General features: G+C 66.0%; 24 protein-coding genes. 13 read left to right on the top strand and 11 right to left on the bottom strand.

What is annotated here, in order from left to right:
- Positions 1–4 precede the first annotated feature (4 nt).
- Positions 5–643: a DUF899 family protein gene (locus FVP33_RS18560; protein ID WP_246142427.1), complete on the bottom strand. Its 639-nt coding sequence runs from the start codon at positions 641–643 to the stop codon at positions 5–7.
- 18 nt (positions 644–661) lie between these two features.
- Here FVP33_RS18560 and FVP33_RS20045 point away from each other — a divergent pair, with 18 nt between their 5' ends.
- On the top strand, positions 662–1,426 hold the full coding sequence (locus FVP33_RS20045) for a hypothetical protein (protein WP_246142429.1): 765 nt from the start codon (positions 662–664) through the stop codon (positions 1,424–1,426).
- 532 nt (positions 1,427–1,958) lie between these two features.
- On the opposite strand, the gene FVP33_RS18555 is transcribed toward FVP33_RS20045, so the two are convergent.
- On the bottom strand, positions 1,959–2,330 hold the full coding sequence (locus FVP33_RS18555) for a VOC family protein (protein ID WP_147785185.1): 372 nt from the start codon (positions 2,328–2,330) through the stop codon (positions 1,959–1,961).
- Between the two features lie 57 nt (positions 2,331–2,387).
- Between FVP33_RS18555 and FVP33_RS18550 the strand changes: the two genes are divergently transcribed.
- Complete coding sequence (locus FVP33_RS18550; RefSeq protein ID WP_147785184.1) at positions 2,388–2,813, top strand: MarR family winged helix-turn-helix transcriptional regulator; 426 nt, start codon at positions 2,388–2,390, stop codon at positions 2,811–2,813.
- 752 nt (positions 2,814–3,565) lie between these two features.
- Here the strand turns inward: FVP33_RS18550 and FVP33_RS18545 are convergent.
- Positions 3,566–4,717: a S53 family peptidase gene (locus FVP33_RS18545; protein WP_187270809.1), complete on the bottom strand. Its 1,152-nt coding sequence runs from the start codon at positions 4,715–4,717 to the stop codon at positions 3,566–3,568.
- Positions 4,718–4,988: 271 nt separating this feature from the next.
- A complete protein-coding gene (locus FVP33_RS18540) occupies positions 4,989–5,966 on the bottom strand; it encodes a zinc-binding dehydrogenase (RefSeq protein ID WP_147785182.1) in 978 nt (325 codons plus the stop codon).
- Positions 5,967–6,102: 136 nt separating this feature from the next.
- On the opposite strand from FVP33_RS18540, the gene FVP33_RS18535 reads away from it, so the two are divergent.
- The 3 genes from FVP33_RS18535 to FVP33_RS18525 all read left to right on the top strand — a co-directional run bounded on the left by FVP33_RS18535 (position 6,103) and on the right by FVP33_RS18525 (position 8,532).
- A complete protein-coding gene (locus FVP33_RS18535; RefSeq protein WP_147785181.1) occupies positions 6,103–6,708 on the top strand; it encodes a TetR/AcrR family transcriptional regulator in 606 nt (201 codons plus the stop codon).
- Between the two features lie 78 nt (positions 6,709–6,786).
- Positions 6,787–7,815: an alpha/beta fold hydrolase gene (locus FVP33_RS18530; RefSeq protein ID WP_147785180.1), complete on the top strand. Its 1,029-nt coding sequence runs from the start codon at positions 6,787–6,789 to the stop codon at positions 7,813–7,815.
- A gap of 48 nt (positions 7,816–7,863) precedes the next feature.
- Positions 7,864–8,532 carry a class I SAM-dependent methyltransferase gene (locus FVP33_RS18525; protein WP_147785179.1) on the top strand — a complete coding sequence of 223 codons (669 nt, stop codon included), beginning with the start codon at positions 7,864–7,866 and terminating at the stop codon, positions 8,530–8,532.
- An 87-nt stretch (positions 8,533–8,619) separates the two neighbouring features.
- Here the strand turns inward: FVP33_RS18525 and FVP33_RS18520 are convergent, their stop codons facing one another.
- Entirely contained in the window at positions 8,620–8,979 is a 360-nt protein-coding gene (locus FVP33_RS18520) for a hypothetical protein (protein ID WP_147785178.1), read from the bottom strand.
- Between the two features lie 428 nt (positions 8,980–9,407).
- Here FVP33_RS18520 and FVP33_RS18515 point away from each other — a divergent pair, with 428 nt between their 5' ends.
- On the top strand, positions 9,408–9,857 hold the full coding sequence (locus tag FVP33_RS18515) for a DUF6176 family protein (protein ID WP_147785177.1): 450 nt from the start codon (positions 9,408–9,410) through the stop codon (positions 9,855–9,857).
- Between the two features lie 19 nt (positions 9,858–9,876).
- On the opposite strand, the gene FVP33_RS18510 is transcribed toward FVP33_RS18515, so the two are convergent.
- The gene (locus tag FVP33_RS18510; RefSeq protein ID WP_147785176.1) at positions 9,877–10,269 is read right to left on the bottom strand and encodes a RidA family protein; all 393 of its coding nucleotides are present in this window, start codon (positions 10,267–10,269) and stop codon (positions 9,877–9,879) included.
- Positions 10,270–10,438: 169 nt separating this feature from the next.
- Here FVP33_RS18510 and FVP33_RS18505 point away from each other — a divergent pair, with 169 nt between their 5' ends.
- Positions 10,439–11,293 carry a hypothetical protein gene (locus FVP33_RS18505; protein WP_187270808.1) on the top strand — a complete coding sequence of 285 codons (855 nt, stop codon included), beginning with the start codon at positions 10,439–10,441 and terminating at the stop codon, positions 11,291–11,293.
- A gap of 3 nt (positions 11,294–11,296) precedes the next feature.
- Here FVP33_RS18505 and FVP33_RS18500 read toward each other — a convergent pair whose 3' ends face one another.
- Together FVP33_RS18500 and FVP33_RS18495 are read right to left on the bottom strand one after the other, a co-directional pair.
- Positions 11,297–12,079 (bottom strand): SDR family oxidoreductase, encoded by a 783-nt coding sequence (locus FVP33_RS18500; protein ID WP_147785174.1) that lies wholly within the window; start codon positions 12,077–12,079, stop codon positions 11,297–11,299.
- A 140-nt stretch (positions 12,080–12,219) separates the two neighbouring features.
- Positions 12,220–12,507: a hypothetical protein gene (locus FVP33_RS18495; RefSeq protein WP_147785173.1), complete on the bottom strand. Its 288-nt coding sequence runs from the start codon at positions 12,505–12,507 to the stop codon at positions 12,220–12,222.
- Between the two features lie 21 nt (positions 12,508–12,528).
- On the opposite strand from FVP33_RS18495, the gene FVP33_RS18490 reads away from it, so the two are divergent.
- The 3 genes from FVP33_RS18490 (at position 12,529) to FVP33_RS18480 (ending at position 14,163) form a co-directional block, all read left to right on the top strand.
- Positions 12,529–12,969, top strand: a complete 441-nt coding sequence (locus FVP33_RS18490; RefSeq protein ID WP_147785172.1) for a helix-turn-helix transcriptional regulator — start codon at positions 12,529–12,531, stop codon at positions 12,967–12,969.
- Positions 12,970–12,978: 9 nt separating this feature from the next.
- Positions 12,979–13,389, top strand: coding sequence for a VOC family protein (locus FVP33_RS18485; protein WP_147785171.1), 411 nt, complete (start codon positions 12,979–12,981; stop codon positions 13,387–13,389).
- 114 nt (positions 13,390–13,503) lie between these two features.
- Complete coding sequence (locus tag FVP33_RS18480; protein ID WP_147785170.1) at positions 13,504–14,163, top strand: pentapeptide repeat-containing protein; 660 nt, start codon at positions 13,504–13,506, stop codon at positions 14,161–14,163.
- Positions 14,164–14,223: 60 nt separating this feature from the next.
- Here FVP33_RS18480 and FVP33_RS18475 read toward each other — a convergent pair whose 3' ends face one another.
- Positions 14,224–14,862 (bottom strand): TetR/AcrR family transcriptional regulator, encoded by a 639-nt coding sequence (locus tag FVP33_RS18475; protein WP_187270807.1) that lies wholly within the window; start codon positions 14,860–14,862, stop codon positions 14,224–14,226.
- A gap of 59 nt (positions 14,863–14,921) precedes the next feature.
- Here FVP33_RS18475 and FVP33_RS18470 point away from each other — a divergent pair, with 59 nt between their 5' ends.
- The 3 genes from FVP33_RS18470 to FVP33_RS18460 are packed head-to-tail and all read left to right on the top strand — an operon-like array spanning position 14,922 to position 16,487.
- On the top strand, positions 14,922–15,350 hold the full coding sequence (locus tag FVP33_RS18470) for a nuclear transport factor 2 family protein (protein ID WP_147785168.1): 429 nt from the start codon (positions 14,922–14,924) through the stop codon (positions 15,348–15,350).
- A complete protein-coding gene (locus tag FVP33_RS18465; protein WP_147785167.1) occupies positions 15,347–16,174 on the top strand; it encodes an SDR family oxidoreductase in 828 nt (275 codons plus the stop codon). Before FVP33_RS18470 ends, FVP33_RS18465 begins: the two co-directional genes overlap by 4 nt.
- Positions 16,149–16,487: a hypothetical protein gene (locus FVP33_RS18460; RefSeq protein WP_222706791.1), complete on the top strand. Its 339-nt coding sequence runs from the start codon at positions 16,149–16,151 to the stop codon at positions 16,485–16,487. Before FVP33_RS18465 ends, FVP33_RS18460 begins: the two co-directional genes overlap by 26 nt.
- A 36-nt stretch (positions 16,488–16,523) precedes the next feature.
- Here FVP33_RS18460 and FVP33_RS18455 read toward each other — a convergent pair whose 3' ends face one another.
- Both FVP33_RS18455 and FVP33_RS18450 read right to left on the bottom strand, forming a co-directional pair.
- A complete protein-coding gene (locus tag FVP33_RS18455) occupies positions 16,524–16,895 on the bottom strand; it encodes a hypothetical protein (RefSeq protein ID WP_147785166.1) in 372 nt (123 codons plus the stop codon).
- 112 nt (positions 16,896–17,007) lie between these two features.
- A complete protein-coding gene (locus FVP33_RS18450; RefSeq protein WP_147785165.1) occupies positions 17,008–17,526 on the bottom strand; it encodes a hypothetical protein in 519 nt (172 codons plus the stop codon).
- Positions 17,527–17,528: the final 2 nt, after the last annotated feature.

Raw genomic sequence — 17,528 nt, 5'->3', positions numbered from 1 at the left:
GAAATTAGCAGCAGTGGCCGGCCGGTGCGCCACCAGTCGCACCGACGGGCGCGGCGCCTGGGCGTGTCCAATGCGGAACCGGCCGACCATCCTTCGCCCACCATGACCCTGTTCGATCCTGCGGCCAGCCCTCCGGGGAGACCTCCCAGGACTCCTTGCGTCCGTAGGCGGTCAAGTCGAGCAGATGGGCCTGAAGCATCGTGGCCTCGACTCCTCGACCAATCGTCTCGTTTGTCAGGAACACCCGATCGCCCTTTCGCAGGTAGCACGCAATGTGCCCCGGATCATCCAGGAGGCCATCCCCCACTGCACGATCCTTCACGCCGGCCATCGAAAACCACGGCAGCGTGTAGCCCATGAAGGCGCGGAAGGGGGCGATCTCGTGCCAGGGTCCTTCACAAAAAACTGCAAAGGACACGCCCCGATGGTTCAAGTAGCTCACATCATGAACGTCGACGATGGTCGCGGTGCACCCTTCGCACTGACCCTCAATTCCCCCGGCCTCATGCCACATGTGCTTGTAGACGATCAGTTGATCGCGACCGTCAAATACGTCCAAGAATGACACCGGGCCGCCTTCGCCGATGAGCATCGCCGAGGCGTCCACTTCAGTCATGGGAAGTTCGCGACGCACCGCCGCAATCGCATCACCTTCACGAGTGTGTGCCTTTTCGCGGGCGAGGAGCTTTTCGCGCGCTACTGGCAGGAGCCCGATGGTGAGGATGTGCTCGCCACCGCACCGGAGGTTCGGGGGCCGCTCGCCCGCGTCAGTTCCCTTCTGGCGGACTCGCCTCACTCCGCCTGGTGGTCCACGCCGCTCGCTCTCGGCACGCAGTGGGTAGTTGATTTCGCGGGCATTCCAGTGGCGGAGGCCGTCACGACCGAAACGCTTCAGCGGTGGCGTGCGGCGCAGGTCGAAGAGGAGGTGGCCGCGGAGCGCGATCGGCCAGTCGATCCCCGAGCAGCGTGGAGCGGGTCGTGGTGGTCGAGGCCGCCTACTGGCCTGACACGATCGACGCGCGCGCTGGATGGCCGGGGCCCTGCCGGTCTGTGGCTTGTCGAAGACAGCATGGGGTGGGACCAGGCAACGGCGCGCCAGATCATCGTTCCCCGTGGTGCGCGGGTCTTCGAGATCGACAGTCCGCACGCATGGGCAGACTTGTGTCGACGTTTCCCTCTGGACGTCACAGCGTCGCGACGACATGACTGGTACCGAGCGACCTCCCGAGTCGGCCGTTGGGTCATCCCGGACTGGCTGGAAGTCGCACGGAAATTCGACGCAGTTCACCTCACTGTCGCCGGCTACCTCAGCACTGCCGGATTGGCAGTTCCCGTCGCGGACGACCTGATGACCGTGCTCGCAGGCTGGGACCCGGACCAGACCTTTTGGCTAGCCGAAGTTGCTCAGAACGAAGCCACCCATTAAACATGATCATACGACCACCACGAAGGCTGGACCCTTTCAACCGCCCCTTAGCCGCTCCCAAGTGACACGGCATTGAGCCCTGTGACCCCCTGGCGGGCGGTTCGCCTGTCCCGCATTCCACGCGTGGCGCCGTTCTTGGGGCAGTGAGTGCCGCGGCCGGCGGCGCCTGTTCGGGTCAGTCGCCGCCAGCCACGGCCCTCTAGAAGGACTCTGTCCCCCCAAGCGCCGCTAACCGCACAGTCTGTTCGGGTCAGACCGTTCGTCAGCGGCGTCTCTGGAGTGCCCGTCCCGTCGGATGACGTGTGGCGGGAGGGAACTCATCCCGTCAGAGTCGCATGCCGGAGACAGCCGCTACGTGCCGAAAGTCCCAAGCGCCGAGGTCAACTGCACCCGCGAGAGCGGCTGAGCTGCTCGCGTGCCCGCAGGGGGTTCCTCATCAAGGACATTCGCAGCTGCACCTCGTAGAGGAGATCCGAGACGTCACCGCGGGACAGTCCCGCCCACAACGCCCCGGCTCAGCGCGGGGAGTGGGTTAGCCGCGTGTCGCGCGATCGTGAACAGTGACCGCGTACCCGTCGGGATCCTGAAAAACGAATGTCATTCCGAACGGGCCCTCGAAGGGTTCCTGAAGGATGGTCACACCGGATTCGGCGACAGCCTCGTGCAGGGCGACCGCCTCAGGATCATGGAGCCAGAGCGCCACGCCGAGCCCCAGCTGACCGGATTCGAGATCAACTCCCGGTGCGGGTTCGCGAACCGCGAAGGTCGGCTGGGTGTCGAAGACGACGGCGTGCGGCGGCGAGAAGTGTGCCCGGGTCAGGCCGACGGTGTTCTCGTAGAAGGCTGCGGCCTTGTCGAGGTCGCGAACCTGGAGGGCGATGAAGTCGGGACCAGTGACGGCCATAGTGATTCTCCTCTTAAGTCAGTTTTCTTACATTGAATGGTATGTCAGAATTCTTACATGAACAACCGAGAACAGCAGGTCGGATACGTGCTGAAGCAAGCGCAATCGTTGCTTCGACTTCGCATGGAGGAGGCGCTGAACCCGCTCGCTCTCACCGTTTCCCAGTACTCGTGTCTTCACCACTTACTGCGCGAGCCGGGTATCTCCGCCGCGGGGCTGGCCCGCGCCACGTTCATGACGCGCCAGTCCATGAGCTCGATGCTTCAGCAATTGCTCGATCGTCGATTGGTCGAACGCCCCGCGCGCCCCGAGAGCGGTCGCGTTTTGCCGACCGCGCTTACGGCGGCGGGTGTTGACCTCCTCTCTGCCGCGCAGGCTGAAGTGAACGGAGTCGAAGAGCGGATGCTCTCGGGACTCAGCCCGTCCGAGCGCACCTCGCTCACTCGCGGGCTCAGCGCTTGCGTGAAAGCGCTGGGAGGCTGACCCGGCAGGACGGGCCGCTTACGTCGGTGGCGGCCCGTCAGGCGTTCGGTTCGGGCAGCGGGTTCGCGCGCGAGTTCGTTGGAGTCAGGGAGTTGCCGGCGCACGCAGTTCTGCTGCGATTTGCCTGGCCTCGGATGCTGTCCCGAAGGCAAGAGTGAGCGATCTGCTGGTGATGGGAGCCTTGACGACGGGCGCCGAGAGCACCCGCCGTCGAGGATGATCGCCAGGTTCTTGTCGATGGCGTCGGCGGTGATTGTGCCGAGCGCGCTGGCATCAGCCGCGTTGAGCTCAAGAATGATCGAGTGTGCCGATCCCTGATCCGTGGAGAGAGTGAGGGAGGTCGGTGTGAGTGTGCCCAGCGACTTCCCCAACTCATACGTGGTGGTGCCCGCTCTGTCGCACGCACTGGCCGGGCCATCTGAACTCAGATTCGGCGCGGTGCAGGTTCCGTCCACCGAGGAACTGACGAGACGCTGCTGCAGCGGCTTCCCTGGCGCCTTGGCGTCACCGTTGGCGCTGCTGACGCACCCAGCGAGGAGCACCGAGACGGTGGCCAGGACGACGAAGTGGACAGAAAACCGAGGATTCATCTCTTCACTGTAGAGGCCTGCAGTCGTGAAATCGCCATTTCGGTCAGGTACGCGACTCTGAAGCCACGCGGCCACGATGGGATGCTGGAGTTCGCCGACGCCCCGAACAGCGCCGTGCCGCCGTGAGCCGATCCAGCCCGCTGGATCGGCCACGCCCAATGATCAGGGAGTGGCTCCCACCCAGCTGCCTCGACCAGTGCAGAGGTCATACCCGACGAGGCATGGCGCGCCGTTGTTGCCGGAGGTGATGTCTCGATAGGAGATGCCGCTTCCGTAAACGTAGCTTGGGTTCACAACGACCCCAGCGACCGCCGAACGTGCCGCCCACATCGGAGAGGATGCGCTGGTTCCGCCGACCTTGTACCAGCCAGACTGCCCCTGGTATCTCGTCGTGTCATAGACGGAAACACCGGATGCCGGGTCGGCGTCGAGCGAGACGTCTGGGGTCGCCCTCTTGCCGGCGCAATTCGCTTGGGTGTAGCCGGGGTAGGCACTCTGAGCGGCTGACGCGGATTCGTACACGCTGCATCCCCCGCCTCCTGAACTCCATCCGGTCTCGGAGAGGAAGGCGCCAGAACCGCTGAAATTAAGGGTGGTCCCTCCCACCGAGATGACATTGGGCGATGAGGACGGATATTCGGCGGGAAGGCCCGCGTCTCCGGACGACACGAAGAAGCTCACGCCCGGTTGCGCAAACGAGGCGTCGTAACCCAATTCGCTCGACGACTCGCTCCCACCCCAGCTGTTGGACACGTAGCCGGCATGCGTCTTCGCAAAGTTCTCTGCAGTCAGCAGGTCGCTGAAACTCGCCGAGTTGGACTCCACCAGTAGGATCTTGGCCCCAGGCGCGATCGCATGCGCCCATTGGATGTCGAGGCTGATTTCAAGCGCCCACCCGCTGTTTGTCTTCGGAAACTTGCTGCCACCGGTCTGATTGACCTTCTGGAAACAGCCGTTTGTAGTAGTGCAGGACGGCAGCCCGAACGTGCTGCTGAAGACAGCCAAGTCGCTTTCGGCGGTCGGATCGTCGTAGGCGTCCACAATCGCGATCGTCGCGCCCGCTCCCGCCGAGATGCTGGTGGGAAAGCCGTAGGCGGATTTGATCGTCGCCGGGGCGAGGCCGATTGGCGCCGTCGAGGTCTTCGGAACCCCATTGGCTCCATCGACGACCTTCACGTTGCAGGCAGCAAAACCCGCCGCCGGGGTGCTGCACACTCGATGGCTCAGGCCGAAGTCCGCTGCGGGCGGAGTCGCCGCTACCGGAGTACTGAAGGCGAAAATCAGCGCCCCCACCGTGATCGGAACGAATGCCAATTTTCTTATGCGCACAGAATCCCCCAGATGGTCGACAAGCTCATGATCGACTCTTTCCGCCGTTCGCCAAATAGCACCTCACCACGCGGAATGATTGACCGAAGCGTACGCCCGATGGCATCGAAGACTCAACGCTTGCCAGGTAGTTGCTCCACACCATGGCTCTTTTTCGAGTGCAATCGGCGTTCTACGACTGAACCGCGCCCGACCGCCCTCCGGAGGCGCGGGGCGCCTGCTCGAATCCGCGCCTGCCCGAATCCGCCCGGGCGATTCAGGGGCGGAGCAGGATCTTGCCGACTCGACCCGCCACGGCGTTCGCCGCGCTCGCCTGACGGGCATCCTCAAAACTGTAGGTCGCCTCCACCGGAAGAGTGATGGTTCCATCCTGGATGCGGGCGACGAGTTCGGCGAGGAGAGCTCCGCGCTTCTCCCGGGGCATGGTGGCACTCACCTTGCTCCCCCAGAACCCCTTCACGGTGGCCTGCTTGAAGATGACGTCGCCGGAGCGGATCTCCATCACCGGGGACTGCATGGCACCGAAGACGACGAGGGTGCCGTTCTCGGCCAGCAACGACAGCACGTCACCGCTGGCGGCACCGCCGACGGAGTCCACGCCGACGGTGAGAGGGGCCTCCCCCACGATGTCCCGGACCCGGCTCTTCCAGTCGTCGGTGTCGGTGGCAACAATGTTGCCGATGCCCTGGGCCGCGAGTTCCTCGATCCCGGACTCACGACGGACCAAGCCGAGCACGTTGATGCCGCGCGCGGCCGCGAGCTGCGCGAGGAGACGACCGACGGCACCGTTGGCGGCGTTCTGCACGATCCACTGGCCCGCCGACAGGTCGAGCGAGTCGAGAAGGCTGATCGCGCTGAACGGCATCGACACCAACTGGGCTGCCACGTCATCCGGAATGCCGTCGGCAACCGGGATCACGTTCGCGGCCTTCGCGATGAAGAACTCCGCCCACACGCCGAAGGTGCCGCCCGTGACGACACGCTGCCCGACCGTGAGCCCCTCGACCCCTTCGCCCAGCGCGTCGATCACTCCGACCGCCTCCGTTCCCGCGCGTGCCGGCAGGTCAGGCTTGAAACCGTATGTACCGCGAATCGTCCACAGGTCGTGGTTGTGGATCGGCGACAGGATCGTGCGCACTCGCACCTCCCCGGCACCCGGCTCGGGCGTCGCGACGTCCTCGACGGTCAGGACCTCGGAGGGATCGCCGAACGTGTGATGGATGAGTGCGCGCATGGCATCTCTACTCTCGTGTGTGGGGCTGTACTGCGAATCGACCCTGGGCGGGATCACCCGAGCCGGACCGTTGTGAATCGGTCGTTCCCGAATATACTGAACCGATCAGTTCAATTCAATTCGTTGGGAAACACTCATGAGCCGCACGCGCTCCTTCGTCAAGGAAGACGTCGTCCGGGCTGCACGGACGGTGTTCTGGAACGAGGGCTACGAGCAAACGGGCATTGCCGAGCTCGAAACGGCCACCGGGTTGAACCGGTCGAGTATCTACCATGCCTTCGGCAGCAAGCGAGGCCTCTTCGACGAGGCCGTGCAGAGCTACTTCGAGGACATCGTCTACCCTCGCCTGGCACGACTCCGGGCCGTGCCGGTTGGCCCAGATGCTCTCCACATCTACCTGCACGAACTTCGAGTCATGCTGCTCGACGGGAAGACATCCCTGGCGGCAAATGGTTGCCTGCTCCTGAATGCCACCGCCACGCCCCTTGCCCACGAACACGCACTGCGAAGCGTGATCAACATCTATTGCGACGACCTGGGGGAAGCGATCTCCGCCGGTGTGCTGGCGGCCCTGCCTCACCTCGACCCGGCCGAACGGGCGCGGATCTCCACCACGTGCACCGGACTCGTGTTCGCCGCCATGGCAATCGTCAAGGTCAATCCGCAATCGGCGGCCGCCATGATCGATGCCGCCATCGCCGCCGTCGACACCGATGCCCATTCAGACCACGCCCGGGGCTGACGGCCGCAGCCGTGGCCCGCACGATCTCGAATCTGCCGGGACTCCCGATTCACCGGGCGCGACCACCACAATGGAGGAGTGCAACAGGAGATTGCCCGGGTCACGACGACCGACGGCACCCTCGTGGCGTACGCCACGATCGGCGCCGGTCGGCCAGTGGTCTACGTCTCCGGCTGGCTCAGTCATCTGCAGCTGAGCTGGGAGCTGCCAGAAGAGCGGGCGTTCTACGAGAGTCTGGCGCAGGGCTGCCGGCTCATCCGCTACGACCGCGCCGGATCTGGGTTGTCGGCGCCGACGACCCGGCCACCGTCGATGGCCTACGAACTCGAGCAGCTTGCCGCGGTCGTCGCGACACTCGGTGGGGAACCCTTCGACCTGGTGGGCACGTCGATGGGTGCTCTGGTCGCGGTGGCGTGGGCGGCAGCGCACCCGGACACTGTACGGCGGCTGGTGCTTTACGGTGGCTGGGTGTCTGGCTCGGCGGTCTCTCCGCCCAGCGCTCGGGAGCACGTGCTCGGACTTGTCGAGTCGCATTGGGGGCTCGGCTCCGACGTGCTCACCGACATCTTCGCGCCCGACGCCGACGCCACGACGCGTAAGGAATTCGGTCGCTATCAACGGGCCTGCTCGACCGCCGCCACGGCACGGTCGCTGCTGGCGATGAGCTACGAGCTCGACGTCACGGACCTCCTCGCTCGAGTGCGCACCCCCACGCTGGTGGTCCATCGTGCCCACGACCGCGCAGCCCCCGTCGAGCAGGCCACCGCGCTGGCCGACGGTATCGCCGGTGCGAAGCTCGTGGTGCTGCCCGGCCGCTCGCATCTGCCGTACGCGGGCGACACCCATGCGCTCGTCACGACGGTGCGTCGGTTCCTCGGCGTCCGCGCCCCGAGGCGTGGCGCCCGAACGCTGACTGCCCGCCAGCGCGAGGTCGCGGCGTTGATCAGCGAGGGGTGCACGAACCGCGAGATCGCCACGCGGCTGGGCATAGACGAACGTTCCGCCGAGGGCCATGTCGAACGCATCCGCCTGCGCCTCGGCTTTCGGTCGCGGGCCCAGATCGCCGCGTGGTACGCCAACCACCCGGACCCGGAACCGGCGAACTGAGGTAGTTCCACGCCTGACCGCGTTGGCTGCGTCCGGCACGCTGGTCAGATGGACCACGATTCAACCATCACCACCTCGCCTCCGACCGGGTTCGAGCTGCACGCCGGCCGGGGCCGGTTCAACGCGGCGTTCTTCCGGACGATGGCCCCGTACCTCGAGTGGACCCTCCGCTGGCACAAACGACGAGTATTCGCCGGGCTGCCGCGCGCGGTCGTCGAGATCGGGTCCGGCGTCGGCGCCAACCTTCGTTATCTTCCGACCGGCGGCACCCTCATCGCTATCGAGCCGAACCGATACATGCACGCAGAGTTGCGCGCGTCGGCCCGCCGGGCGGGCGTGCGACTCGATCTGCGCGAGCGCCTAGCCGAGCAGACGGGACTCGCCGACCACAGTGTCGACACCGTGATCTCGTCGCTCGTGCTCTGCTCGGTGAAGGATCCGGCGGCGGTGCTCGCGGAGATCCGGCGCATCCTGCGCCCCGGTGGCGCCTTCCGCTTCGTCGAACACGTCGTCGCCAGGAGCGGAACTCCCACCCGCGCCGCCCAGCGGATCCTTCGTCGTCCCTGGGCCTGGACCTTCGAGGGCTGTTCGTGCGAACGCGACCTGGAACATTTCATTCGAGCAGCCGGGTTCGAGAACGTCACCACAGACCGCTACCGGGTGCACACCCCGTTCCTCCCGTTCAACACCCAGATCGCCGGCATCGCGCGGGCGTGAGAAGGGATCTCACGGGGCAGGATTCACGGAGATCGGCTCCGAAACCTCATTTGCCGATGGTCTCGGCCGCGATGTCGTCGAGCACAGCTACCGGCTAGCTCGGTAGCGCGGGCGCCTACTTCCGCGGCCGGACCGTGTGACGAACGCGAGGGTCACAAACTGTAGATGATCGCGGGCGACCACCGCGGTGAGTATCCGGTCGCCCAGCGCGGCCCCCACGGCGAACACGTGCGGGTCGGTGTCGATGCGCATACCGGGTACGTCGATCCCATCAACCGACACGGCGACGTAGTCGATGTGTCTCTCGGTCACCGGGGAATCGAGTTCACCGGGAAAGCCGCCGCGCACGCGCTCCTCGCGAAATGTGTTGGTCAAGACGTGGTTGGCATGATCGACGAGCGTCGATTGCGGAGTCTGCCAGGGTAAATTCTGAACTCGAGTGGTCATCACGGCCTCCCACAGGGTGGGAAACCGTAGGAGGTCCCGCCGAGCCTGCATCCAACCAGGCAGCGGCCCCAGGGGAACGGAGTCGAGGGCCTCTCGCTCCGAGTCTGAGGCTCGCGAGATTCGCCGGATCCTCGCGGTCGTCAGGATTGCGATAGAGCGTGTACGAGATGGAGACACTGTCGAGCATCACAGGGGAACCGTCGACCGACGATCCTGTCGATCCCGCGTCCAGCTCGACCAGTGAGGGCTGGGGACTCAACGACATCACCGGAACTATGAAGCTCTCGGCTATCTCGTCCACCGTCGGCGGCGGAGGGAAGTCCTCTGGGACAACTCGTGCGAAGTACATGCGTTCAAACTAGCCCCGGCACCCCCGGCGCCAGATCTGCTTGCCGAGAATCCGCCGCGGTTGCGTGGAGGATGGTCGAATGACCGATGAGAAGCCGTTTTTACCGTTTCGTCCCACCGCACCGGACTTTCCCGGCTACGCGATGCCACCGACCGTCCCCGACGGACTCCGACTCGAGCTCAGCCGCGCGCGAATACGCGAGGGGCAAGTGGACGAGTTCGAGGAGTGGATGCGGATGCTCAACGACCGGTATGACGAAAGCCTGCTGGCGCTCCCCGCCGAGCGGGCCGTCTTCGAGGCGACGTTCCGCCACACCGAGGCGGACGGATCCACCTGGATCTACCACCTCAGTCTGATGGGCGAGGGCGGGGGCGGCCTTGACGAGTCCAATCAGATCGACGCCGACCACGCCGCCTTCTCGCGGCGGGTGAAGGAGCCAGGCTGGGAAGAACTCGAGCCCAAATTCATGCTCACGCCGGCCCACCTCCTCGAGGCGATGACGTCGTGGGGCCTCACCGGGCGCCCGTGACAGTGCCCGGCACCGGGCATCAACGATCGGGAATCGTGGCTACCGCCTCGATCTCGACGAGAGCGCCTTGCCGGGCCGGCGTGACGGCAAGCACGGTCACGGCGGTGCGGTGATCGCCCCACACCGATCGAGTCGCCGCGTAAGCAGCGCCAGGGTCGACCCCGACCGCGAGGTAGATGGTGAGCTTGGCGACGTTCTCGGGTCCCGTTCCGGCCTCGGCCAACACGGAGAGCACGTTGCGCATAGCCTGTGCGGTCTGCGCTTCGAGCCCGTCGAGCAGTGCGCCGGTACTGTCCGTTCCGTTCTGCCCGCCGACGTAGAGCACCGCCCCGGCCGGAACGATCATGCCCTGTGCAAAGGCGGGGCTGCGCGGCAGTTCCGGAGGGTCAACCGGCACTGGTTGAGTCGTCATGAGCGCATCCCTTCAATCGGAGTCTCCCTACTATCCCTCAGGCCTCCGACATCCCCCGGGCTCGTCCCGAGGCCGCGCGTGGGGAAACCCGGAGACCTACCATAATGCTGGAGTGTACTGGTTGGCCTGCGGCACCCGCCGACGACGCGACCCCGAGGGGAGACCGATGATGAGGCGCCCGTCACGCGAGTCGATCCGCCTTCTGGCCGGAATGCTCGCCGTCGCGACGGCGATGGCCCTCCTCAGCGGGTGCTCGACCGCGCCCCCGCCGAAGCTCTCGGTGGCCCTGTTTCAGAACCGGACGGATTATGCGCCCCGACTACTCGAGGTGGAGATCACGAACCATGGCTCGGGCGATGTGGTCATCACCGCGGCGACCTTCGTCTCGCCCTACTTCGCGGGCACGGGCAGGGCCGGACATCTGCCCTATACCCTCGTCGCCGGCACCACCACTGACTTCTCGGCCCAGGTTCCCGCTGCCGTGTGCGATGCGCCGAACGCCAAGCCCTCGGTGTCGGTCACCGGCAGGGACGCACACGGCACCGAGTTCCGTCAGACCCTCACGCCGACAGTTCCGTTCGACTCCCTCCAGACCCTGCACGCCCAGGACTGCGGACAGCAGGCGTTCGAACGGGTAGCCACGATCGTGCCCGCCCCGCATCTCCGGTTCGAGCAGCGGAACGGCAAAGAGATCGCCCTTCTCGACCTCGTGATCGCCCCGACCGGCGCCTCGGGATCGGTGCGACTCCTCTCGACGACGGGTACGACCCTGCTGATCCCGGTCGAGGGCGAACTGAGGATGCTCGACCTCATCTTCACGGCGTCGAGCCCGCCCACCACCCTGACGCTGGACTACGTTCCCTCCCGGTGCGGAACCCACTTCATCTCCGAAGACAAGATCGGCACGCTCATCCCGTTCCATGCCCAGGCAGGATCGTTCGCTGACGCCTACTTTCGAGTGGCCGTGTCTCCCGAGGTCAAGTCGGAGTTCTACGACTGGATCGGGCGGGTCTGCGGTCAGTAGGAGTCACCAGGTGGAGTCTCCGCGGATCACCACGTCCGATCCGCCATCGATGAACACGATCTGCCCGCACAGGTGGGCATTCTCCTCGCTGGACAGCCAGGCGAGCAGGTAGGCGACCGCGCGCGGCTCGAAGATGCCGTTCAGCGGCATCGGCACCATCTGGGTCAGCTGCTCGCGCTGCTGCGCCGTCGCGATCAAATCCGCCGTCATCGGCGTCTCGACCACCCCAGGCGCGACGCCGTTGAGCGGGATGGAGGCTCCGGCCCACTCGGCGGTCGCGGCATGCCGGCGAATCCACAGCGCGAGGGCGCGCTTGGTGGTCCCGTAGATCAGGCCGCCCTGTTCGGGGCCGCCCGCCTCGAGCACCACGGCCCGGGCCAACGCCTCCGTCTCGTTTCCGGCAAGAAGGGCCGCCAGCAGGGCGTCATCCGGCGGGAACAGCGACGCCATCGACGACACGGCCACCGCACGGGGCGCGGGCGACTTGGCGAGAAGCGGGCGCAGGCCCTCGAGCGTCGCAACGGTTCCGAAGTAGTTGACGGCGGCGGTCTTCGCCGTCGGAGTGGCGAGGCCGGCGATCGCGAGCACCGCATCCACGACTCCACCGCTCAACTCGGTGACCTTCTCGACGAGCGTGCTGCGCCCCTCGGCCGTGGAGAGGTCCACGGTGACGTCGGCGTCTCGGATGTCCACCCCGATCACCCGTTCCCCGCGTTCGAGCAAAAGCTCTCGAGTGGCCTTTCCGATGCCGCTGGCGGATCCGGTGACGACGTAGGTACGGGACATGGAGGAGCACCTTTCGAGACGATGCGGGGCATCGTGCCCGGCATTGCCATGATTACGGAGGGCCGTCGTCGGGAGTGGGTCTTTCGTCCCACTTCCCCGGCGCACCGGGCGCGAGAGGGCATCGACCTCGACCGGCGCGACTAATCGGCACTCGGCCCGTCCACTACCGCCGCCACCGCGTTGTCCGAAACGGCCCGGGGCGCACGGAAGGCGGCGACGCAGATGACCAGGTTGATCGCCAACAGGGCGGCGCTCACGATCACGGCCCCGACAACGCTCAGCCACAGCAGCATCCAGTGCGGTAGCAGCATGCTTTGATCCCAACCCGCATCGTCTGCACGCGTGATCGCCGCGTCGTTGATGGGCAGCCAGGTCACGGCGGTGATCACGGTGAGGGCGACCAAGAGGAGGCTCACGACGTCAGGCACGCCGAGTGCTATTTTCGACTCATGACCCCGGAGAGCCTGGCCAACCTCGCGCACCTGCGCCGAGCGCGAGACCTCATCGACCGGGAATATGCGCGCCCGCTCGACGTCCCGACGATGGCTCGCCGCGCCCTCATGTCGCCGGCGCACTTCTCGAGGCAGTTTCGGGCGGCGTACGGCGAGACACCGTACAACTACCTCAGCACTCGGCGCATCGAACGAGCCATGGCGCTGCTTCGGGATGGGATGACCGTGACCGAGGCGTGCATGGCGGTGGGCTGCACGTCACTCGGTTCGTTCAGCTCCCGGTTCACCGCCATCGTGGGCGAATCGCCGAGCGCGTACCGCGCGCGGGAGCACAGCGCAGTGAAAGCCATGCCGGCCTGCGTGGCCAAGGCGCACACTCGGCCCACGCCGGCGAGACAGAGCAGGATTCGAGAAGCGGCCGTCGCGGCGTCATCCTAGGGTGGCCGCATGAGCATCGAACTTAAGTACTTCAACGTCACCGTCAACGATCCGATCGAGTCCATCTCGTTCTACCGCGACGCGCTCGGCCTCGAGGTGCGCAACGACGTGGCATCCGGCGGATTCCACTGGATCACGCTCGGCAGCGCCAGCCAGCCCGGTGTCGAGATCGTCCTCTCCGAACCGCATGCCGGTCGCTCGCAGGCCGACGGCGACGCCCTGCAGGAGCTCCTCACCAAGGGGTCCCTGCCGATCATGGTCTTTCGCACGGACGACCTCGACGTGACCTACGAGCGGGTGCTTGCCACCGGCGCCGAGGTGCTCCAGGAGCCGATCGACCAGCCGTGGGGGCCGCGGGACTGCGCGTTCCGCGACCCATCCGGAAACACCGTTCGCATCTCGCAGGCCGACACCGTCTGAGGTCCTCGCGACGCCTTCACCAATCTGGTCACATGTCATGACTCGTTGCTACGCCTGCCGCGGCAGGCCGGCAACCCGCACGGGCGACGCGTCTCCACAGGGCATGCTTGAATCATGGCCAAGCTCACGACCCTGTCTCCCAAGATCGAGCGTCTCGTCCTCGTCGACCTCACCGACGGCGACCCCGACATCCTCGAGGCCCGCGAGAGCTATGACGGACTGCGGTTTCTTTCCGCCGACCTGAGTGGGCGTGACCTCGCCGCCGCCTCGTTCAGCGATTGCGAGTTCCTCGACCTTTCGGCGAACGGCTGCGATCTGAGATCCGCGAGTTTCGTCGAGACCAGGATCGAGCGTCTCGACGCCCCGATTCTCGCCGCCCCGCGGTCGCGCTTCAGGGATGTCGTGCTGCAGGGTTCCCGAATCGGCTCCGCGGAGTTTTACGACGCGAGCTGGCAGTCTGTGCACATCAGCAACTGCAAGCTCGGCTTCGTCAACCTGCGCGGCGCGGAGCTGCGCGACGTTCTCTTCACCGACTGCACCATCGACGAGCTCGACCTCGGGGGTGCGGCGGCGCATCGGATGTCCTTCGTCAACACCACGGTCACGAGCCTCGATGTCACCCGCGCCAAGCTCGAACACGTGGATCTGCGCGGTGCGGAGCTGCGCGGGCTCACCGGCATCGAGGGACTGCGCGGGGCCACCGTGAACCCCTACCAGGTCGCGGATCTGGCCACCGTCTTCGCCCGGCACTTCGGCATCAAGATCGAGGAGTAGAGGGGAACACAAAACCTGGAGTCCGGGCAAGGACGCGCTCTTCCGGTTGCGTCGCGCAGTTCAGTCCACGAGTGCCGAAGAAATCGAATCACCGATGAATTGGCCGAAGCGCACCGGATCCCACCCGCAGCGAACGACGAGCAGTTCGTAGAGCTCGGGCGAGCTGAACGCCCACAGCACGTCCGTGGCGTGCTCAAGGGAGATCCCCTTTCGAAGAAAGTCCCGGTCGGCGAGTGCCCGCGCGTTATCGTGCATGCGTTGACGGCGCAGCGCGTCGTTCTGCCGGAGGAGAGTCGCCATCTCCGGGTCGACAATGGCGGCGTCGCGAACCAGAAGATGAATCGGTGCGACCAGCGGCGCCACCTCCGAGGTGAGAACCCCCCAGGCCCGCACGAGGGCACGGCCGTCGTGTGCGGAATCCCGCAGGTCGTCCGACCGCTCTGCCGCGGCGACCGACCCCTCGCCGGCCAGACTCCGATCGTAGATCGCCCGCACCAACCCCGGTTTGCCGCCGAAGGCCTTGTACACGGTATCCACCGCCAGTCCCGCGGCCGCGGCGATCGACGCAATCGTCGTTGAGACATAGCCGTCAGCAAGAAAGCGTTCCCGAGCCGCGTCAAGAATCGCGTCTCGGTTTTTGCGCGCGTGCACCTGCCGGTTTCGCGAGTCATAAATTCGTGTGCTTTTTTCCGTGTCCACGTATTTCATTCTATGCTACCGTATTCAATATGGCCAACATGATCGAAAGGAAGCATTCGATGGATGACTCATCCGATCCCGAGTCCCTGGTGACGAGGCTCGCCGCCGCGACCAATGCCCACGACCTGGACGCCCTCGTCGATTGCTTTGCCGATGACTACCTCAACGAGACACCAGCTCACCCGTCACAGAGCTTCACCGGCGCCGAACAGGTCCGGCGAAACTGGGCTCAGCTGTTCGCCGGCATACCTGACCTCCGGGCGCTGGTGCTGAGCACCGCCGTCGACGGAGCGGTGGCCTGGACCGAGTGGGAGCTGTCGGGAACCCGCCGTGACGGTGCGCCACAGCTGATGCGCGGAGTCATCATCTTCACAGTGGCCGAGGGTCGAGCCACTTCGGCGCGGTTTTATCTCGAGCCCGTGGAACTCGACGGCCCCGACGCCGACGCCGCTGCGGCTCGAGTTGCGGCTGCCGGCCCACGACCATGATTCTCGTCGTCGGCGGTACCGGGACTCTCGGAAGACCCCTCATGGCCAGGTTGGCAGCGCGCGGGGTGCCCCTGCGCGTTCTCACCAGAGACTCGGGGCACGCCGCCGCGCTGCGAGCGACAGGCGTCGAGGCGGTCGAGGGAGACGTGCGCGACCCCGCGGCCGTCACCGCAGCCGTCAACGGATGCGACACCGTCATCAGCGCCATCCACGGGTTCGCGTCCGGGCGAGGAATCAGTCCGGCCGCCATCGATCGAGATGCGAATATCTCCCTCGTGCGGGCCGCCGTCGACGCCAACGTGGATCACATGATTCTCGTTTCGGCCTACGGCGCGTCCGCATCGCATCCGATGAGCCTGCACCGGATGAAGTTCGCTGCAGAACAGGCCCTGCAAGCGAGCGGACTGCACTGGACGATCATCCGTCCGACCGCGTTCCTCGAGACCTGGACGAAGCTCATCGGGGCGAAGCTCCCCACCGGAGGGGCGGCCCGCGTCTTCGGTCGCGGAGACAATCCGATCAACTTCGTGGCCGTCACAGAGGTGGCGAGTGCCCTCGATCGGGCCGTCTTCGACGAAGGGTGGCGAGGCCGCTCAGTCGATGTCGTCGGCACCGACTCCATCACCTTGAACCAACTTGCGGAACGCCTGACTGCGGCGGCCGGCTCGTCGTCCCGCACCGATCATGTTCCCCTCTTGGCGCTCCGCGCGCTCTCCATTCTCGCCAGACCCGTCGCTCCGGCATTCGCCAGAATGGCTCACGCTGCCGTGGAGATGGACACCTCGAACATGGAGGTCGATGGCCCTGCACCTGCCGCGAAATGAAGCGTACAGTGTGGCCATGAATGAGGAAAAGGGCGTCGACGAGCACCGCGGAGGGCACAGATTCGTCCATTTCATCGACTGGTTGAACCACAAACTGGTCGGGGTGATGGGGCCGCCACCGATTGGCCCGTACGACGCGATTGTGAAGAAGGTCGGGGATGCCGTGTGCCCCGTCTGCGGCAGGCCGATGTCCGAACACATCATCGATCACTCGACGCCGAACACGCTGTTGACCTGCCCCGTGCCGCACCAGCCCCTGGCGGAGAACTACGAGCCGATCAACGAGTTCGGGATGCCGAAACGCGACCGCTGACTCGACCGTCGCCCGCACCAGTGGGAGCCATCGACGTCAGCCGACGAGTTCCTCCACGAGTTGGAAGCTGATCGACTCATCGTGTTCCGCTTCCGCCTCCGCTTCCGGCTCCGGCTCGGGTTCGTCGCGCGCCACGCGTCGCCCGGCCGAGCGGGTGGAGTTTTCGACGGCGCCGAGGCCGAGTTCGAGCAGTTGCTCCTCGCTCCAGCCCGCGGCAAGCGCGGCATGCCGGGCGGTGTCGACAGCGGTGATCGTGGCCTCGAGCGCGCTCAGCCGCACGGCGAGTTGGTGCACCAGATCCATCCGGCGGCTCATCTCGGCCTCGATGATCGCCTTGGCGGCGACCGTCGAGTTGTCGGGATCGAACGTCTGCCGGGATAGGTAGTGCACCTGCGCGTAGGACCTCATCCCTTAAAGATGTTGCATCCCGCGATTGACGCCCAGTCCCCAGTAGGGGGGACGTTTTTGTACCCCGTTCTGTGGGGTGCCTCAGTCGTTGTACCCCGTACTCCGGGGTGTCTCAGTCGGCCGTGAGGAGGCTCACGCGGTCGGCCAGATAGGCGTCCAGAGTGGAGACGCCCTGGCCATCCGCCCCACCCCAGCGCACCAGGACTGAGCCGTCGACCAGGGCGAGCGGCCCGGATCCGGCACGCAGGCTCCCCGCGTCGACGGCGAGGGGGACGAACCCGAAGTTGACCACGTCACCGCGAGCGAACGGACCCCGAGACGCCGTGCGCCGGGCGGCACGGCGCAGTTCGGCGGCGGGCGACTGGTTGGTCACTCGGCCGGGTTCCACCGCGCGGGTGACGGATCCCGTTGCGAAGAGGCTCCCGGACCGGTCGAGCAGGAGCACCCCCAGACGCCAGGCCCGGCCGGCCGGCACCATCGCCTCCGCGGTGCGGAACACGGAGAACCCCCGGGAGGGCCTGAGGATCGCCAGCGCCTCGTCCCTCACGCCGGCAGCGTCCAGCACGCCGATGGTGCCGGCCAGCAACTCCCGCACCTGGCGCTCGACACGCTCGGCCTGCTCGTCAGGCACCG

It is taken from the genome of Lacisediminihabitans profunda (genome assembly GCF_008040105.1).
Lineage (GTDB): Bacteria > Actinomycetota > Actinomycetes > Actinomycetales > Microbacteriaceae > Lacisediminihabitans > Lacisediminihabitans profunda.
The sequence above is the reverse complement of the archived record's forward strand: the minus strand, read 5'-3'. Positions and strand labels throughout refer to the sequence as shown.

What these genes read in the sequence shown, in the direction of transcription:
- FVP33_RS18465 (WP_147785167.1), top strand. Translation starts at nt 15,347, where the DNA reads ATGATTCTCGTCGTCGGCGGTACCGGGACTCTCGGAAGACCCCTCATG.
- FVP33_RS18500 (WP_147785174.1), bottom strand. Translation starts at nt 12,079, where the DNA reads ATGTCCCGTACCTACGTCGTCACCGGATCCGCCAGCGGCATCGGAAAG.
- FVP33_RS18540 (WP_147785182.1), bottom strand. Translation starts at nt 5,966, where the DNA reads ATGCGCGCACTCATCCATCACACGTTCGGCGATCCCTCCGAGGTCCTG.
- FVP33_RS18550 (WP_147785184.1), top strand. Translation starts at nt 2,388, where the DNA reads ATGAACAACCGAGAACAGCAGGTCGGATACGTGCTGAAGCAAGCGCAA.
- FVP33_RS18510 (WP_147785176.1), bottom strand. Translation starts at nt 10,269, where the DNA reads ATGACGACTCAACCAGTGCCGGTTGACCCTCCGGAACTGCCGCGCAGC.
- FVP33_RS18535 (WP_147785181.1), top strand. Translation starts at nt 6,103, where the DNA reads ATGAGCCGCACGCGCTCCTTCGTCAAGGAAGACGTCGTCCGGGCTGCA.
- FVP33_RS18470 (WP_147785168.1), top strand. Translation starts at nt 14,922, where the DNA reads ATGGATGACTCATCCGATCCCGAGTCCCTGGTGACGAGGCTCGCCGCC.
- FVP33_RS18505 (WP_187270808.1), top strand. Translation starts at nt 10,439, where the DNA reads ATGAGGCGCCCGTCACGCGAGTCGATCCGCCTTCTGGCCGGAATGCTC.
- FVP33_RS18460 (WP_222706791.1), top strand. Translation starts at nt 16,149, where the DNA reads ATGGCCCTGCACCTGCCGCGAAATGAAGCGTACAGTGTGGCCATGAAT.
- FVP33_RS18525 (WP_147785179.1), top strand. Translation starts at nt 7,864, where the DNA reads ATGGACCACGATTCAACCATCACCACCTCGCCTCCGACCGGGTTCGAG.
- FVP33_RS18485 (WP_147785171.1), top strand. Translation starts at nt 12,979, where the DNA reads ATGAGCATCGAACTTAAGTACTTCAACGTCACCGTCAACGATCCGATC.
- FVP33_RS18455 (WP_147785166.1), bottom strand. Translation starts at nt 16,895, where the DNA reads ATGAGGTCCTACGCGCAGGTGCACTACCTATCCCGGCAGACGTTCGAT.
- FVP33_RS18480 (WP_147785170.1), top strand. Translation starts at nt 13,504, where the DNA reads ATGGCCAAGCTCACGACCCTGTCTCCCAAGATCGAGCGTCTCGTCCTC.
- FVP33_RS18520 (WP_147785178.1), bottom strand. Translation starts at nt 8,979, where the DNA reads ATGACCACTCGAGTTCAGAATTTACCCTGGCAGACTCCGCAATCGACG.
- FVP33_RS18490 (WP_147785172.1), top strand. Translation starts at nt 12,529, where the DNA reads ATGACCCCGGAGAGCCTGGCCAACCTCGCGCACCTGCGCCGAGCGCGA.
- FVP33_RS18555 (WP_147785185.1), bottom strand. Translation starts at nt 2,330, where the DNA reads ATGGCCGTCACTGGTCCCGACTTCATCGCCCTCCAGGTTCGCGACCTC.
- FVP33_RS18515 (WP_147785177.1), top strand. Translation starts at nt 9,408, where the DNA reads ATGACCGATGAGAAGCCGTTTTTACCGTTTCGTCCCACCGCACCGGAC.